This is a genomic window from Clostridium sulfidigenes, assembly GCF_000732635.1.
GTDB classification, from domain to species: Bacteria; Bacillota; Clostridia; order Clostridiales; family Clostridiaceae; genus Clostridium_J; species Clostridium_J sulfidigenes.
Genome location: NZ_JPMD01000017.1, coordinates 120,053 through 136,977 on the forward strand (window position 1 = coordinate 120,053; position 16,925 = coordinate 136,977).

Sequence of the window (16,925 nt, forward strand, 5' to 3'; positions counted from 1 at the left end):
AATTCTTATTTTTCTTCATAAAAAAAGAGTGGAAACATATATATTTTTTTCCACTCATGCTTCTTTATGTATGTTAACTACACATATAAGTTGTGAATTAGTATATCATATACCAAGAAATATGTTGCTAATAATGCAAAGGTGCAGAATATAGTTCCTACTAAACCAAATTTATAAAGATATTGTCTCCAAGTTTTCTCATAGCTTAAAGGTCTCAATAACTTTGTAGGTTGTAAAAATGCTAATGCTGATACAAATAATCCTCCACAAGAAAATATAATTCCTGTATTTCTTATTCCCTTAAGTATTCGATAAAGTTCCATAGCTTGACCTTTAATTAATAGATATATGCAACTAATAACTATACCTAAGACTACTGGTATAATGACTAATTTTAAAGACAATTTAAAGCAAAAGACTACATCACTCATATATCCTTTAACATCTTGTTTCATCTATAACGCTCTCCTTAGTAAATCGAATTTTCAAATTATTTATAAATTATATCATAGGCTATAAAAAAAAGAAACCTAAGTATCCTTAGATTTCTTCCCTATTTAATTTTATTATTTATTTCATACTAATTCCAGTCTTAACTGCTTTAACTATATCTAATGCTGTTAATCCATAAGCTTTTAATAATTCTGTAGGCTTACCACTTTCACCAAAAGTATCCTTTATTCCAACTCTTAAAACTGTAGCTGGACAATGTGTAGTTACTACTTCTGCCACTGCTGAACCAAGGCCGCCTATGATACTATGTTCTTCTGCTGTAACTATAAGATTTGTTTCTCTTGCAGCTTTTGTTATTAATTCTTCGTCTATAGGCTTTATTGTATGTATATTAATAACTCTAACTCTTATGCCTTCTTCAGCCAAAATATTGTACGCTTCCAATGCCGCCTCTACCATAATTCCAGTTGCAACTATAGTAGCATCTTTCCCATCTCTTAAAGTTATTCCTTTACCAATTTCAAACTTATAATCTTCATTATCATTTATTATAGGTACTGCACTTCTACCAAGTCTAACATAGCAAGGGCCTTCATATTTTGTTATAGCTTCTATTGCTGCTTCAGCCTCAATTCCATCACTTGGACTAATCACTACCATATTAGGTATACTTCTCATTAATGAAATATCTTCTACAGATTGGTGAGAAGCACCATCTTCTCCTACTGTTAGACCAGCATGAGTAGCACATACCTTTACATTTAGTTTAGGGTAACATATAGAATTTCTTATTTGTTCAAAAGCTCTTCCTGTTGCAAATACAGCAAAAGTAGATGCAAAAGGAATTTTCCCACAAGCTGCCATTCCTGCTGCCACAGTCATCATATTACCTTCAGCAATCCCCATATTAATAAATCTCTCTGGGCATACAGCCTTAAAATCAGCAGTTTTAGTAGACTTAGATAAGTCTGCATCAAGAACTACTATGTTTTCATTTTCTTTACCTATTCTTGCTAATGCTTTTCCATAGGCTTCTCTAGTTGCAACACTTTTCATTATTCTTCTCCCCCAATCTCTTTTAATGCTATTTCACATTGCTCTTTACTTGGAGCTGAACCATGCCAACCTGCCTGATTCTCCATAAAAGATACACCTTTTCCTTTAATTGTTTTACAAACTATCATTGTAGGCTTATCTTTTACTCCTTTTCCAGCTTCTATAGCATCTTTTATCTTAACTAAGTCATGACCATCTTCTAAATAAATCACATTCCATCCAAATGCTACAAACTTATCTGCTATAGGATTAGGATTCATAACCTTATCAATATCTCCATCTATTTGAAGTCCATTATAATCTACAAAAGCTGTTAAATTGTCTAATTTGTAATGAGCTGCACACATAGCTGCTTCCCAAACTTGACCTTCCTCTAATTCTCCATCTCCTAGCAGGGTATATACTCTATATGAACTATTATCAAGCTTTCCTGCTAATGCCATACCTACCGCAGCAGAAACTCCTTGACCTAATGAACCTGTAGACATATCTACTCCTGGTATGTAATTCATATTTGGATGACCTTGTAGCATTGCTCCAGTTTTTCTTAATTTCATAAGTTCTTCTTTATTAAAGAAACCCTTCTCCGCAAGAGCTGCATATAAAACTGGTGCAGCATGACCTTTTGATAATACAAATCTATCTCTATTAGGATTCTTAGAGTCTTCTACATCAATATTCATTTCATTAAAATATAATGTAGTAATGATTTCTACAGCTGATAGCGAACCGCCCGGGTGACCAGATGCTGACTCTGTTACCATCTTTATAATATCTTTTCTTAAAACTTTCGCTATATTCTCTAATGCTATTAATGACTTTTCCATTGCTTATCCCTCCCTGATTTTCTTCTAAACTCATTATATCAATAATTTATTTATTCTCAACTATTTAGTTGAAATTTTCCTTTTATGAATATATTTAATTATAAGAAATCTCCCAATAATTATTAATATATTATTTACCTTACACTTCAATTAAATACAACTATCCTTCTAGGATTATAAAAGTAATAAATACTTTATATTTTTTTATCCATCTAAGGATTTAATTTAAAAGGAGCTATTTCAAAATAATTCACTAATCTTTACAAAGTGTTAAGTTTCACTAAAATATTGTTGTTAGTGCATACTCCACATCCAATTAAGATTTAGTGTATTTTGAAACAGCCCCTTAATATTAAGTTTATTTTTACATTTTTAAATCTAAACTAATTTTAAGAGCAACATCAACTTTAATCATATCTTCATCGGTCATATGACCTATCTTTTCTTTTAATCTTCTTTTATCTAAAGTTCTAACTTGCTCTAGCAAAACTACCGAGTCTTTATTTAATCCGTATTCTTCAGAAGAAATCTCTACATGAGTTGGAAGTTTTGCCTTATTTATCTGAGAGGTTATAGCTGAAACTATCACAGTTGGACTATATCTATTTCCCACATCATTTTGTATAATTATTACAGGTCTTATTCCACCCTGTTCTGATCCAACCACTGGGCTTAAATCAGCATAAAATATATCGCCTCTCTTTATAACAATTGTCATTAGGCATTCACACTCCTAAAGGCTAGCTTCATATTCACTTAAGTCATTAATATAACTCTCAAAGCCATATTCTGATAATTCTAAATTTAATTCTCTCATAGCTAAATATCCTTGTTTCATTTTCTCTATATAGCTATTACTATTATAGCCTTCACTATATACTATTCCATAATCCATAATTAATTTACTATTTGTTATAAATTGTTTTTTATCTACATCATTAAATTTTTCGCAAAAACTACTACCAAAATTCAGAATAAATTTCTTTGAGCTACCCATGGATTTCATTACCTCCAATTTAAATAACAACTTTATGTACAACTTAATTATAAATCATCAATTGTTATTATGTCAAAGAAATTATCCTCAATTTCTACTTTTTACAACATTTTTTTATACTTTTTACTATACGTAGTTTCTTATGCTGAAAATTTTACCGTTTTTTGTATATATTCTTGGAATTCTCTTACTTATATCACAAATTACTTCATAATTGACTGTACCTATAGATTCTGCTATATCATCTGCTGTTATAACATTCCCTATATTATCTTTTCCAATTAATATAACTTCATCCCCAATTTTCACACCAGGCACATCTGTTACATCTATCATACATTGATCCATGCAAATACGACCTACAACAGGTACTACTTTACCATTCACAATTACTTTAGCCACGCCTGTTAATGCTCTTGAAATGCCATCTGCATATCCTATAGGAAGAGTTCCAATTATCCGTTCTGCAGGTGCTTTATACAATCTACCATAGCTTACATAATCGCCTTCCTGTATTTTTTTCAAATGAACAATTTTACATTTTAACGACATAACAGGTATTAAGTTAACATTATTTTTATTAACATACTTGGAAGGATAATATCCATAAAGCATAATACCAGCTCTAACTCCATCATATGGTAGGTCAGGAAAATCTATTATAGCAGCACTATTGCTTACATGTTTAAAGGGTATAATTATACCTAATTCTTCAAGATATTCATTAAATATATTAAATTTTTCAATTTGAGAATTAGCATAAGTTTTGTCTTTCTCATCAGCAGTAGCAAAATGAGTAAATATTCCTACAATTCTTACTCCTTTTAACTTAGTTATCCTATGTACTTCTCTAGCCTGCTCCCTGGTTGTTAAAAATCCAATCCTCCCCATACCTGTATCTACAGCTATATGAATTTTTGCTATGCTATTCTTCTTTATAGCTATGTCTGAAAGTATTTTAGCATCTTCATAATCATATATAGTTTGTTCTAGGTTTAAATCAATAACTTCATCATAAAACTCCTTTGGTGTATATCCTAGTGTAATAATAGGAATTTCCACACCAGCTTTTCTTAGTTCTACAGCTTCTGTAACAATAGCTACTGCAAATCTATTTATACCTTCATCCATCATAGACTTATATATATCTATAGCTCCATGTCCATATCCATCTGCTTTTATTGTAGCAATTATTTCCTTCCCCTCTGAAACTCTTTTTACTTCCCTTACATTATTCCTTAAAGCATCTAAATCTACTTCTGCCCAAGAGGGTCTTATCTTTTTTCCCATATTACTCACCTTGCTCACCTTTCCAGTTGTCAAGAACTACCTCATAGTAAATACTAGATTCGCTCTTACTGTTTTGTATCATTGTTATAAATCTAACTCCACATCTTCAACCTTATCAGTCCAGTTAAAGTTTTCATAAGTATATATAATTCTTTCTCTACCCTTATTATCATAGATTATTATTTTCTTCGGTCTATTATTTTTAATATCATAATATAAGCTACCTTTGCAAATGTTGTTATTACTTCCAGGAATAACTGTTGTTATCACAAAGTATTCACTATTATTTATTGTTTCAGTTTCAAATTCTAATTCTTCATTTGTATATATTAATCCTATATATTCACCAATAAATCCATATTTAAATACTTCATCAAACCCTTTATCTAAGGTATACTCCTTGATATTCTCCTTATCTTTAACAAGTATCTCATCGCCTTTAAAAGTAAAAGATCTCTTATCCTTTAAATCCAGTTTATATCCTATATCTTTTTTATAGGTTTGAAACCCTTCATACTTATTTGTTTCTCTGTCATTTATAACCTCTATAGTTATATCACTCTTATAGACTTTAATCTCACTTAAGGAATCAATTGCATTATACTCATCTAAAGTCCTTGTTCTTCCTTTAATGAATAAAGTCACTGCAATGGTTAGGCATATAGCTATAATAAATAGTGTATAAATTAGTCTTTTTTTCATAAATTCCTCCAATTACTTATTACACTATATGTTTATTATAGTTTTCTTCTCTCTATAACCATATTTATTTTATTATAATCCACAGTTATTTCTATGTATCAATTGCTATCCAAAATTTCTTTTATACCAAAAGGTAATTCTTCTATAATATGGGTAGCATTGACACAGAACATATTCTCTGCTAGTCTATCACCACAATATCCATGTATAAATGTAGCGATGCATGTAGCTTCTAGAGCTTCATATCCCTGAGCAATAAACGAAGTTATAATTCCTGTCAAAGTATCTCCCATTCCACCTGATGCCATTGCACTATTTCCTGTAGTATTCTCAAAAACCTGTGTTCCGTCAGTTATTACAGTTCTATGGTCCTTTAATAAAACTATTACATCATACTCATAAGCAAAATTTCTTGCTACTTCTACCCTATTTTCTTTTATTTCATCAACAGATAGTCCAGTTAACCTTGCCATCTCTCCATAATGAGGTGTTAATATAATACTATTATTTTTGCTATGAAGCAATTCAAGTTTTCCCTGTAGTACATTTAGTCCATCCGCATCGATTACAATAGGGCATTCTGCATTTTCAATCATACTTTTCACTATATTAAAAGTTAACTTAGTGTTTCCCATTCCTGGTCCAATAGCAATACAATTAGACTTAACCATAATATTGCCTATTTTTTCACTTTGTTCAAAATTGATTGTCATAGCCTCATTTAACTTTATGCTCATTATCTCCTGTATTTCTTTAGGAACGCAAAGGGTCACTAATCCAGCACCACTTCTTACTGCACTTTGAGTGGTAAGATATGCAGCACCGGAAAAACCCATAGAGCCAGCTATTATAAATGCTTGTCCATAATCTCCTTTGTAGGTATCATCATCTCTAGCTTTTAATATATTTTGTATCATTTCCTTATCCATTTGTATGGCCCTATGTTTAAATCCTATAAACCCTAATCTATTACTTTTTAATTTATCAAAAGGATTTACCATATTAAACGACCTCCAAAACAGCATAGGCAATAGCACTATCGCATCCGTGAGAAATACTCAGATGAATAGTTGTATTCCCATTCTTGTTAGCAATATTTTTTGCCTCCCCTTCTAATGTGACTGTAGGTTTACCAAGAGTAGTACTATCTACTATTATATCTGTGAAGTTGAATCCTCTAAATCCTGTTCCTAGTGCTTTTGAAACTGCTTCCTTTGCAGCAAACCTGCCTGCTACATATTCCGGCCTTAAATTCCTAGCTTTTAAGTATTGTATTTCGTTATTTGTAAATATTTTCTCTAAGAACTTCTCATTTTTTTCCATTATATCTTTTATACGTCTTATTTCAACTATATCTACTCCAACTCCTACTATCACTATCTCACCTCCAAACCTAAATATTTCATATACTTATAATCAAATTATAAACATATTTTTACATCTTTAATTTTAATAAATAAATAGGTTAATATCAACTATAACTTATATATATATGAAAATATATGATGATAATATTTTCAATTATCTCATTAATTAAGTTTAACTTTATAAACTACTCATATAAATAATAATAGTTATAATTAATTTGCTATTGCTTGTACAAGTTCGTCAAAATCAGCATAATATGCCTCTATATATTCTTCTATAATATCTATAAGATGTATTGGTGAGACCACATTATTTTTTAATAATCCTAGCAGTTCACTTCCCTTATATTTATTAGGAGTTATGCATTCTACATGTTCTTTGTATTGCTTTACATGTTTGCCTTTATTTTTCACTTCACTTTCTATTTCTACACCATATACATCTATAACCCTTCTTTCACCATTCATATGGACCTCTAATTCTGATTCAATTAAATTATAAGTGTATTCTATAGTATTCTCTTCACATACCATGTTAGATTTCAATGTCTCAATTATCATAAAAGCACCCCCAAATAATGTAAAACCATTTATAGCAATAAAATTACAATATTTTATTGCCTAAAGAAATTGTATCACTATATAAAAAAATAATGTGTAAATTCTTGTAGGCAACAATAATATATTCCCCCTCAAAATTTACACCTTATTTCACAAAATTACTTATTCTTTACAGTTATACAAAACTATTTGTAATTGTTAATATATCAGTGGATAAAATGTTAATATTATGTGAGTTTTCTTGTCTTTTATTGTAGATTAATTTTTGTTGCCACTATTTTATATTTTTATTGATGTTATCCACATACTTTTCCACTTTTTGTTCATAAGACTTGTTTATAATATGTGTGGAAAACTTTGCTTCATTATACATATCGGTAACTTCATCAACTTCCATGCAGTTATCCACTTTTATCTTAACAATATTACCAAGTTGTCTTGGAGTCATGTATGTCTTAAAAATCTCTTTTTTATTTGCAACTTCTACAAACTCACTATACTTATATAAAACTTCTTCCCTAGGGGTACCCTTCTTTCTAAATATTTTTTTGATTTTATCTATAACTTTTTTATAACCTGGATCCTTTTGATCAATCTCTTCAATTATTTCAGTATAACCATCATCTCTATTTAAATTAGTCCCCTTTATTATTCTTTTTACAATGCTACTTACAATTAATATTAATATTATTGTTACTATAACCTTCATTATAAATATAAATGTGGGACTTGCTGTTACCATTTCTGGCGTTAATTCTTTTATATTTTTGGGGTTTTTACTACCCGCATCTATTCTGCCAAATATATCTTCTAAAGCTCCTCGTCTTTCAGTAAATAATCTTTGTAAAGCATTAAAAATCCAAGTCATTGGAATTCCAATAATTTTCACTATTACATCTATTATAAATTCAGTTATAAATTCAATTCCTCTATACAAAATTGAAACTATCTTCACAAATATATTATAAAAAAACTCCTGTGTAGTTAATAATGCCAATGAAATTAGAGATATATTTATAATTTTATTCACTTTTGAACTTTTTATATTATAACAATATCCCATAGTCTCTCTCATAGTTATAACCATCAAAATCAGATATATAACTATACCTCTAAATATGATTTCTGCATAAATAGGCTTGAACATACTACAGATGATTGATGCTATAAAAATATAAGAAATTCCATTTATAAAAATATTTTTATATCTATCATAATTTATATTTTCATTAGTTTCTCTAAGTAAAACAGCACTGATTAATGCTACAAATATTATATCTACAATGGCAATTACTATTTCTTGACTAAATATTTCGTAAACAATAATTGGGATTAAAGAAACCCCAATACAAATCTCTACCTTCTTACCTTTTCTTAGTAAATATTTACTAGTTAATATAGATATCATCATTAAAATGAAAATAGAAAATTTCATATCCTTAGAAAATATAAGAGCTGTTACTATCATCCAAACAATAGATGTTAGCATGCTAAATGTTATATCATAATAAAGCCTAACTTGTTCAGACCAACTCATTACTTCATCTCCCCCTTATATGAAATTTTATCAATTCCTTTGATATTTTTAATTTTGTTTTCTCTAGAAACATCTATAATCTTTATTTTATAGCCATTTGCCACTAGAATATTTAAAATCCTAATATCTTTTTCATTTAAATAAGTAGTAATTAATACATAGGTACAACTTTTATCAAAATAAGGCATTCTACTCTTTAAGTATTCATTAAGTTCATATTTTACAGCAAGATATATTCTAGTACAAAATTCTAATATCCTATTAAAACTTCCTACCTTGGGCTCAATTTCATTTACAGAGTTTTCATTACAATAAATCAAATGTGCATTGCTCCAAATACCTGTTGGGATACTTTCCTTAGATGCCTTTGCAGCTAATGCAACTGCAATATCTATAGATGTTTCTATAAGCTCTTCATCTATATAATTACAACAAGGATCTCCACATTGTGTATTAAGGATTATAACCATCTGTTGTTCTGAAGTATAATCATAGTCCTTAACCATAAGCTTATCTGCCTTTAAAGAAGTTTTCCAATGAATATCCTTCATTCTATCTTCAACGTTATACTCTCTTACTCCTTTTATATACAAAGGATCCTTATGTATCCATCTCCTTACTGTATTGTCTCCTAAAAAATTTGTCACATCAAATCTAAAGTTTCCTATGGATTTTACCTTAGGATAAATTAAAACTTCAATATAATCATTCTGCTCTCTACTTTTAATATTTAGTCCCAACATATCCCCTATAAAAATATTCATGCACTTTATTATGTAAGCTCCTCTTTTTTTTCCTACTAAAGTATAGGTTCTACTTTTCCTTTGAAATTTACCCATTACATACTTGCATATGTGCCAATTATCATTTCCATATTTGTAAGTAGAAACTTCGCCAACAAATCTTAATTCAACAGGTATTCTTTCTTCCACCACCAAGAATAGAACAGGCATCCTTTTATTGTTTTCTACTTTCATAGTTATTGTAAATTCTTCGCCCACAGTTACCCTATCTGGTTTTATTTCCCTATACACCTTTAAGTTTTCATACCCTTTTTCAGTAATAAAACTCATTATATTTACCAGTATAATTACAATTGCTGCAAGAACAAATATTTGAAGTATCATAATACACCTCTATTGCCTATCTATTGGAGTTTCTATAGTTGCGAGAATGTTTTGTATAACTCTTTCACTCTTCTCACTGCCACTATTTATTTCGCTTTTCAAGATAATTCTATGACTCATTATAGGTACTGCAAGCTCTTTCACATCTTCAAGAATCACATAATCCCTTTCTCTAATAGCAGCTAATGCTTGACAACCTTTCATAAGATTTAATGTAGCTCTAGGACTACATCCTAATTCTATTTCACTGTTAGTTCTAGTAGCATTGACTAAATCTACTATGTATCTTCTTATTTCATCACTAACATGAACTTTATTATAATTCTCTTGAACATAGTTTATTTCTTCTATAGTTATAGCAGACTCTAAGGAGTCTAGTGGATCCTTTCCTATAAACCTATCCATCATTTTTATTTCTTCATCATAGCTTGGATACCCCATAGATAGTCTCATAAAAAATCTATCTAATTGAGCTTCTGGTAACGGGAATGTACCAAATTGTTCTACTGGATTTTGAGTTGCTATAACAAAGAATGGCCTCTTTAACTTTATCGTATTTCCTTCTACTGTTATCTGTCTCTCTTCCATACACTCAAGTAAAGCAGATTGTGTTCTTGGCGTAGCTCTATTTATTTCGTCAGCTAAAACAATTTGACTTAGAAGAGGTCCTTCTCTAAATTCAAACTCTTTTGATTGTTGATTATAAAAATATATTCCTGTTAAGTCCGAAGGTAATAAGTCTGGTGTAAATTGAATTCTTTTAAAGCTACAATTCATAGTTTTTGACAATGTCTTACACAGTTTAGTTTTCCCAAGTCCTGGAACATCTTCTAATAATACATGACCAGAAGTTATAAATGACACTATTATTTTATCAATTATATGCTCTTTACCAATTATAACTTTAGATATGTTTTCCATTGCTTTCTCTCTAAATACTTTAAATTTTTCAAGCTCCATAATAAACCCCTCTACCCTTATATTTTGCTTAACTTTAATCTATATTCCACACGTAAAATTTACCATTTTAAATAAGATTAAAGTTTTGCCTTATGAATTTATTATACTCTTAATATGGCTATTATCCAAATATTTTTAATATACTAACCTATGCCTTTTTAATAAATAAATATTTTTTTTACTTATTATTAATTAATTTAAAAAAGCCTACTCTATTGTTATATTACAATAGAATAAGCTTTATTGATTAAAAATATTGTTTAGATTGTTATACACATATATGCGATTTACTAAAATAACAATTTAAGTCATGTAGATTTAACCAATTTCTTCTTTAGGCTTCTTAGTATTCATGAACTGAAATTCATCTGCTATAACTTCTGATATGTACTTTTTCTGTCCATCTTCACCTTCATAATGCCTACTTTGAAGTCTACCAGTTACACTAATAACACTTCCTTTAATTAGATATTCATTAACAATTTCTGCTTTCTTTCCTCTTAATACTACTGGAATGAAATCTACATGTTTTTCTCCAGATGCAGTTTTATAAGGTCTATCTACAGCCAAAACCAATCTAGTAAAAACCTTACTACTATCTTCAAAAACTTTAATTTCAGGGTCTCGTGTCAATCTACCAACTAAAACTATTCTATTCATCATATACCTCCAAAAAAACATATCATTTTTTGTAATTTTACCCATGAATATATTTTTTAAACATATTATTAAAAATATCTTAACCATTCTTTTAATGTATGAAAAATAAAATGCTATTGGAACAACTATTCCAATAGCATTTTAAATATTCTTATCTATATATATCTGAAAACTCAATTTTTATTCTTTCTAAATTATATTTATCAGCATGATATAGATTTGTTGAACAAAATTGATTTTTAGAAAGAATGTTTGGAAGTTCTACAATAAATTCACTTCCTCCATTAACAATACTTTTTACATATGTCTTTCCACCATGATTTTCAACTATAGATTTTACTAGGGATAATCCTATTCCACTCCCCTCGTGAGATCTGGTAAATAGATCCTCACCTTGCACAAATCTATCAAATATCTTTTCCTGAAGTTCTTCTGGAATACCAATTCCATTATCCTTCACTGAAATTTGAACCTTGTCCCCTAAATCATGAATAGATACCATAATAGTTCCGTCATCCTTAGAAAATTTAACTGCATTTGATAATAGGTTTAATATTATTCTTTCTATATTTTCTCTATCAATTCCTATAATTTTTTCTTCAACATCAGTATCGAATATTAAAGTCATACCTTTACTTTCCACATACTCTACTGCAGCCATAGTTATATCCTCTACTATAGCTACTATATCATAATTGCCAAAATTCATTTTTAAGTTACCTACATCAATTCTAGTAACATCTATTAAGTTATTTATTAGTCTTAATAACCTATAGCTATTTACTTTCATTAAATCTAGATATCTATCCAATTGCTCATCATTTTTATCTTTATAATTGTATTGCAATACTTGTACAGTACTTAATATTATATTCAATGGTGTTTTTAACTCATGGGACATATTAGATATAAATTCAGTTTTTAACTTATCATATTTTATAGCTTGTTCCAATTTAACTTTATTTAATTGAGCCTTTTTGCGTTCTGTAACTTCTTGAATTAAAAACACTACAGATCTTCCATAACTAAAATTTATTCCGAAACTTGCAATTTCAGCATCTATTAGTGCTCCATATTCCCTTCTCACTTTAACTTCCTTAAATTCTGTAGATTTCCCTCTAAATTGAGCATCAAAATACATTTCTTTAACTACATCTTTATATTCATCATCTACTATATCTATATAGGATAAATTTTTTAATTCATCTATACCGTTAAGTCCTAAAATATTAACTAAAGCCTCATTACCTATTTCAAGCTTACCATCAGAATATATAACCATACCAAAGGGTAAGAGTTTAAGAAGCTCAACATAATTATCCCTATTGCTTATTACTGCTTCCTCTACTTTTATTCTTCTTGTTATATCCCTAATTAAAAATATAGAATATATATCATTATCATTCACAAAACACATGGGTGTAACTTCACAATAAACAATGCTCCCATCTTCTCTAATAAACTTTCTTTCTACTATGTTCAAACTAGAATTATATTTAGAATACTGTTTTTTCAAAAATTCATCATTATATTGTATAGAATCTAACTTAATTATTTCAAAAATACTTTTACCTAAAAAGGTATCACTTTTAGGGTCTCCAATTATATCCATAGCAACTTTATTTATATAACTAATTCTATTTTCCTTTTCTATTACAATTCCAGTGGTACTATTAGCAAAAATAGCTTTATAAAAATTTATATTTAAGTCTATTTCTTTTGTTGAGATGAAGGCTTCATCCTCGTCTTTATCTACTACAATATATTTAAATTCTTCATGCTCCTCTAATTTGCTATTGTCTTTATTGATATCTTCTGATTTAAAATGGAGATTATTACTTACTATATTTTTCAACAACATTAAGGTGCCTTCACTATTACCAACTTTTATACTTCTAAAAACTAATTCTATTTCTATTTCTTTATATATTCTTGTATCTATACTTGCACGAATTCTCTCACTTCTATCATTTTTTATAAAATCCTTTACATCAAAGACACCACTCTTCAACGTAGAGAACTTTATCATTGTGTTTATATCCAACTCTTGAATTGAATCTATACTTTGAACTCCTAAAAATTCTAACGCTCCTTCATTGCAGTATTTAATTTCATTATTACTATCTATAACTATAATAGGTTCCGAAATGTTGTTGTAAAACTCCAAATCTTCCTTATTCTTAAACTCCATTATTTATCCTCCAATTTTAACGTTACTCAATGTACCACTTAATCATTTTACACTAAAATTAATACTTTTTTTACTACATTTTTCTACTATTATTCTACATTTTTTTCTTGACAGGTTAATGAGAATAAGTCTACGTACCTCTTCTGAGTAAAAATAATAAAATTTGATATATAAAATAAAAACTGATATATATCATTGGGATTATATACCAGTTTTTGTGCTTTATTATTAAATTATATATGCTTTAAATTAAATTTTTCTTCCAAAAATTTTTTAAAGTTATCTTGTAAATCTTGTCTTTTTAAAGCAAATTCCACTGTAGCTTCTAAAAATCCTAATTTATCACCTACATCGTATCTTCTACCTTCAAAAATATAAGCATGCATACTTTCCTTTTCCATTAGAGTTTTTAAACCATCAGTTAATTGTATTTCATTTCCTTTTCCTGGTTTAGTATCTTCTAGTATGTCAAATATTTCAGGAGTTATAATATATCTACCTAAAATAGCCACATTAGATGGCGCTTCTTCAACCTTTGGCTTTTCCACTAAATCCTTAACTACATACTCTCTATCATTAATTTTATCGCCTTTTACAATTCCATATTTATTTACATTTTCTTTGGCTACTTCTTGAACTCCTAAAATTGAAGTACCATGCTTATCATAAGCATCCATTAATTGCTTTAAACAAGGAACTTCACTATCTACTATGTCATCTCCTAGCATAACTGCAAAGGGTTCGTCTCCAACAAAAGCTTTAGCACAACTTATGGCATGGCCTAACCCCTTTGGATTCTTTTGCCTAATATAATGGATATTAGCCATGTTAGTTGACTTATGGACTAACTCTAAAAGTTCCTTCTTCCCATCTTTCTCAAGATTCATTTCTAGCTCTACCGCTCTATCAAAATGATCTTCTATAGCTTTTTTATTTCTACCTGTTATTATAAGTATTTCTTCTATACCTGAAGCCACAGCCTCTTCTACTATATACTCTATAGTAGGTCTATCTACAATAGGAATCATCTCTTTAGGCACCGCTTTTGTAGCTGGCAAGAATCTAGTTCCTAAACCTGCTGCTGGAATTATAGCCTTTCTAACCTTCATCTCATACCCTCCATTACCATTGACCTTATACAATATTCTACATCATTGTCATTCTTCTTCATTATCTTAACACAGTATTACAAATAATTAAACTAAACATTCTCATAAGTGTTAATATTAAACATGAGTTTCTTATATTTTCAAGTTATTTTCTTTATCATACATTAATAGTGCATTCAGTTCTCCCCCTAATAAAATTGTAGTAGATGTTATTTGTAACCAAACCATCAAAACAATAACCACTCCTATGCTTCCGTAAATATCAGTATATTTCCCATAGTTGTTTACATAAAATGCAAACCCCATTGATAAAATTATCCAAGCAATACTTGTGAATATAGCCCCTGGCAAGGCCTCTCTACATTTTATTCGTCTTGAAGGTATAAGCTTATATATGGCTGTAAATATAACTATCATACCTGCAAAACCAATTGGGTACCTTAAATATCGTATAAAATAAAATAACTTAATATCAAGGTCTAACCATTGAACTAATTCTAAACTTATCATCTCTCCAAAGACTAAAAAACCTAGTACAAATATTATCATAAAAGATATCACTATCATAAATAAAACGGAGAGTATTATTAACTTTATCTTATTTTTATCTTCCTCTTCATTATATGCTCTGTTTAACCCGTATCTTATGGCTCTAAAAGCTCTAGATGCTGTATAAAGGGAGAACATTAATGAAAAAGATAATAAATTTCCATTTCTAGTTTGTAACAATTGAAGGGCTAAAGTAGATACTAAATTATATAATTCCTCGGGCATTATATTTTGTAAACTTCCAATCACTTCTATGGGATCTACGTTTATAAATCCAACTAGAGTTAGTAATAAAATCAAAAATGGGAAAAATGAAAACAGCATATCAAAAGCTAACTGTGAAGCTAATGAAGATATATGATGGTTCTTATATCTCAATGCCATTTTCACTGTGTTTTCAGTTATTTTCATAGGCAATACCCCTACCTTTTACATTATTCTATTGTCTATATATTATAATATTGATCTCTTATCCAGGCAGTATATAGACAGTATGAAGAATTTATAAACTCAATTAAAAATTCACCTATTATTGGAGCTAAGTTTCCCTTAATTATACCACTTTCTTTAACATAATTAAACAAATCACCCTTCATATAAATTAGTATTAACTTTCTTATAAAATAATAAATTTCTTAGGATTATTATGAATAATAACTTTAAAATATATTATAATTAGTAATATAAGGGGTGATATTGTGAAAATTGGACTGGTACAGAATAATATTTTATGGGAAAATAAGCAATTTAACTTATCAGCAAGCAAAGAATTTTTTAAAAAAGCTAAAGAGCTAAAAATAGACTTACTTCTATTTCCTGAACTATCCTTTACTGGCTTTACAATGAACATAGAAAAATTAAAAGAATTTGATTTTTCTACGGTTTCCTACATTGCTAGTTTATGCAAAGGTTATTGCATTAATGCAGGAATTGGTTATATTCAGGGTATTACTAATGATATAAAAGGAAAAAATAATTATACAATAATATCTTCTAATGGAAATATTCTATGTAACTACTCTAAAATACATCCTTTCTCCTATGGTGAAGAAAGTAAATACTACATTGGTGGCGAGGAAATATGCTTTGCACAAATTGATGAAATAACCCTTTCACCTTTTATATGCTATGACTTAAGATTCCCTGAAATCTTTCAAATAGCTTCAAAAAAATGTGACTTAATTACTGTAGCTGCTAATTGGCCTGAAAGTAGAAAAGAACACTGGATAACCTTGCTTAGAAGTAGAGCTATGGAAAATCAATGCTATATTGCTGGAGTTAATAGAATTGGTATTGGTAATAATATAAACTATAGTGGAAATTCTTTAATTATAGACCCTTTAGGTAAAATTATAGGTAGCACAGAGGAATGTGTGGAGGATATTCTCATAGCAGACATAGATAGATCTTTAGTCAGTAGAGTCAGAAATTCCTTTAAAGTAAAGGAGGACAGACGAGAATCCCTTTATCATAAATTACAAACAATAGACAAAATATAATATTGTTGATATTTTTATTTAAATACTATATAATAAATAT

The 16,925-nt window shown here is 29.0% G+C and carries 18 protein-coding genes; 1 reads left to right on the plus strand and 17 read right to left on the minus strand.

Annotated elements, in window-relative coordinates:
- Positions 1 to 77: 77 nt before the first annotated feature.
- The 17 genes from IO99_RS07945 to IO99_RS08025 form a co-directional block, all read right to left on the minus strand.
- On the minus strand, positions 78 to 455 hold the full coding sequence (locus IO99_RS07945; protein WP_035132177.1) for a hypothetical protein: 378 nt from the start codon (positions 453 to 455) through the stop codon (positions 78 to 80).
- 115 nt (positions 456 to 570) lie between these two features.
- A complete protein-coding gene (locus IO99_RS07950; protein ID WP_084178124.1) occupies positions 571 to 1,509 on the minus strand; it encodes a transketolase family protein in 939 nt (312 codons plus the stop codon).
- Positions 1,509 to 2,336, minus strand: coding sequence for a transketolase (locus tag IO99_RS07955; RefSeq protein WP_035132181.1), 828 nt, complete (start codon positions 2,334 to 2,336; stop codon positions 1,509 to 1,511). Before IO99_RS07955 ends, IO99_RS07950 begins: the two co-directional genes overlap by 1 nt.
- Before the next feature lie 364 nt (positions 2,337 to 2,700).
- Positions 2,701 to 3,054 carry a type II toxin-antitoxin system PemK/MazF family toxin gene (locus IO99_RS07960; RefSeq protein WP_035132183.1) on the minus strand — a complete coding sequence of 118 codons (354 nt, stop codon included), beginning with the start codon at positions 3,052 to 3,054 and terminating at the stop codon, positions 2,701 to 2,703.
- Between the two features lie 15 nt (positions 3,055 to 3,069).
- Positions 3,070 to 3,342: a CopG family transcriptional regulator gene (locus tag IO99_RS07965; RefSeq protein WP_198028572.1), complete on the minus strand. Its 273-nt coding sequence runs from the start codon at positions 3,340 to 3,342 to the stop codon at positions 3,070 to 3,072.
- A gap of 117 nt (positions 3,343 to 3,459) precedes the next feature.
- Complete coding sequence (gene alr, locus IO99_RS07970) at positions 3,460 to 4,623, minus strand: alanine racemase (protein ID WP_035132219.1); 1,164 nt, start codon at positions 4,621 to 4,623, stop codon at positions 3,460 to 3,462.
- An 84-nt stretch (positions 4,624 to 4,707) separates the two neighbouring features.
- Positions 4,708 to 5,325: a germination lipoprotein GerS-related protein gene (locus IO99_RS07975; protein ID WP_051823998.1), complete on the minus strand. Its 618-nt coding sequence runs from the start codon at positions 5,323 to 5,325 to the stop codon at positions 4,708 to 4,710.
- 98 nt (positions 5,326 to 5,423) lie between these two features.
- Positions 5,424 to 6,326 carry an NAD(P)H-hydrate dehydratase gene (locus IO99_RS07980; RefSeq protein ID WP_051823999.1) on the minus strand — a complete coding sequence of 301 codons (903 nt, stop codon included), beginning with the start codon at positions 6,324 to 6,326 and terminating at the stop codon, positions 5,424 to 5,426.
- 1 nt (position 6,327) lies between these two features.
- Positions 6,328 to 6,702 carry a holo-ACP synthase gene (acpS, locus tag IO99_RS07985; protein WP_035132185.1) on the minus strand — a complete coding sequence of 125 codons (375 nt, stop codon included), beginning with the start codon at positions 6,700 to 6,702 and terminating at the stop codon, positions 6,328 to 6,330.
- 203 nt (positions 6,703 to 6,905) lie between these two features.
- Positions 6,906 to 7,253: a DUF6514 family protein gene (locus IO99_RS07990; RefSeq protein ID WP_035132187.1), complete on the minus strand. Its 348-nt coding sequence runs from the start codon at positions 7,251 to 7,253 to the stop codon at positions 6,906 to 6,908.
- A 274-nt stretch (positions 7,254 to 7,527) separates the two neighbouring features.
- Positions 7,528 to 8,790 carry a hypothetical protein gene (locus IO99_RS07995; RefSeq protein WP_035132189.1) on the minus strand — a complete coding sequence of 421 codons (1,263 nt, stop codon included), beginning with the start codon at positions 8,788 to 8,790 and terminating at the stop codon, positions 7,528 to 7,530.
- Entirely contained in the window at positions 8,790 to 9,917 is a 1,128-nt protein-coding gene (locus tag IO99_RS08000) for a DUF58 domain-containing protein (protein WP_035132191.1), read from the minus strand. The genes IO99_RS07995 and IO99_RS08000 overlap by 1 nt, the downstream gene beginning before the upstream one ends.
- A gap of 9 nt (positions 9,918 to 9,926) precedes the next feature.
- Positions 9,927 to 10,877 carry an AAA family ATPase gene (locus tag IO99_RS08005; RefSeq protein ID WP_051824000.1) on the minus strand — a complete coding sequence of 317 codons (951 nt, stop codon included), beginning with the start codon at positions 10,875 to 10,877 and terminating at the stop codon, positions 9,927 to 9,929.
- Between the two features lie 318 nt (positions 10,878 to 11,195).
- Positions 11,196 to 11,537 carry a single-stranded DNA-binding protein gene (locus IO99_RS08010; RefSeq protein ID WP_035132193.1) on the minus strand — a complete coding sequence of 114 codons (342 nt, stop codon included), beginning with the start codon at positions 11,535 to 11,537 and terminating at the stop codon, positions 11,196 to 11,198.
- 151 nt (positions 11,538 to 11,688) lie between these two features.
- Positions 11,689 to 13,728 (minus strand): PAS domain-containing sensor histidine kinase, encoded by a 2,040-nt coding sequence (locus tag IO99_RS18370; RefSeq protein ID WP_051824001.1) that lies wholly within the window; start codon positions 13,726 to 13,728, stop codon positions 11,689 to 11,691.
- A gap of 233 nt (positions 13,729 to 13,961) precedes the next feature.
- Positions 13,962 to 14,837, minus strand: a complete 876-nt coding sequence (gene galU, locus IO99_RS08020; protein WP_035132195.1) for a UTP--glucose-1-phosphate uridylyltransferase GalU — start codon at positions 14,835 to 14,837, stop codon at positions 13,962 to 13,964.
- A gap of 132 nt (positions 14,838 to 14,969) precedes the next feature.
- Positions 14,970 to 15,797: a YihY/virulence factor BrkB family protein gene (locus IO99_RS08025; protein WP_051824002.1), complete on the minus strand. Its 828-nt coding sequence runs from the start codon at positions 15,795 to 15,797 to the stop codon at positions 14,970 to 14,972.
- A gap of 287 nt (positions 15,798 to 16,084) precedes the next feature.
- On the opposite strand from IO99_RS08025, the gene IO99_RS08030 reads away from it, so the two are divergent.
- Positions 16,085 to 16,885, plus strand: a complete 801-nt coding sequence (locus tag IO99_RS08030) for a nitrilase-related carbon-nitrogen hydrolase (protein ID WP_035132197.1) — start codon at positions 16,085 to 16,087, stop codon at positions 16,883 to 16,885.
- Positions 16,886 to 16,925: the final 40 nt, after the last annotated feature.

Bases quoted from the DNA above. Each gene is read 5' to 3' on its own strand.
- IO99_RS07945 (WP_035132177.1), bottom strand. From the start codon at position 455: ATGAAACAAGATGTTAAAGGATATATGAGTGATGTAGTCTTTTGCTTT.
- IO99_RS07950 (WP_084178124.1), bottom strand. From the start codon at position 1,509: ATGAAAAGTGTTGCAACTAGAGAAGCCTATGGAAAAGCATTAGCAAGA.
- IO99_RS07955 (WP_035132181.1), bottom strand. From the start codon at position 2,336: ATGGAAAAGTCATTAATAGCATTAGAGAATATAGCGAAAGTTTTAAGA.
- IO99_RS07960 (WP_035132183.1), bottom strand. From the start codon at position 3,054: ATGACAATTGTTATAAAGAGAGGCGATATATTTTATGCTGATTTAAGC.
- IO99_RS07965 (WP_198028572.1), bottom strand. From the start codon at position 3,342: ATGAAATCCATGGGTAGCTCAAAGAAATTTATTCTGAATTTTGGTAGT.
- alr (WP_035132219.1), bottom strand. From the start codon at position 4,623: ATGGGAAAAAAGATAAGACCCTCTTGGGCAGAAGTAGATTTAGATGCT.
- IO99_RS07975 (WP_051823998.1), bottom strand. From the start codon at position 5,325: ATGAAAAAAAGACTAATTTATACACTATTTATTATAGCTATATGCCTA.
- IO99_RS07980 (WP_051823999.1), bottom strand. From the start codon at position 6,326: ATGGTAAATCCTTTTGATAAATTAAAAAGTAATAGATTAGGGTTTATA.
- IO99_RS07990 (WP_035132187.1), bottom strand. From the start codon at position 7,253: ATGATAATTGAGACATTGAAATCTAACATGGTATGTGAAGAGAATACT.
- IO99_RS07995 (WP_035132189.1), bottom strand. From the start codon at position 8,790: ATGAGTTGGTCTGAACAAGTTAGGCTTTATTATGATATAACATTTAGC.
- IO99_RS08000 (WP_035132191.1), bottom strand. From the start codon at position 9,917: ATGATACTTCAAATATTTGTTCTTGCAGCAATTGTAATTATACTGGTA.
- IO99_RS08005 (WP_051824000.1), bottom strand. From the start codon at position 10,877: ATGGAGCTTGAAAAATTTAAAGTATTTAGAGAGAAAGCAATGGAAAAC.
- IO99_RS08010 (WP_035132193.1), bottom strand. From the start codon at position 11,537: ATGAATAGAATAGTTTTAGTTGGTAGATTGACACGAGACCCTGAAATT.
- IO99_RS18370 (WP_051824001.1), bottom strand. From the start codon at position 13,728: ATGGAGTTTAAGAATAAGGAAGATTTGGAGTTTTACAACAACATTTCG.
- galU (WP_035132195.1), bottom strand. From the start codon at position 14,837: ATGAAGGTTAGAAAGGCTATAATTCCAGCAGCAGGTTTAGGAACTAGA.
- IO99_RS08025 (WP_051824002.1), bottom strand. From the start codon at position 15,797: ATGAAAATAACTGAAAACACAGTGAAAATGGCATTGAGATATAAGAAC.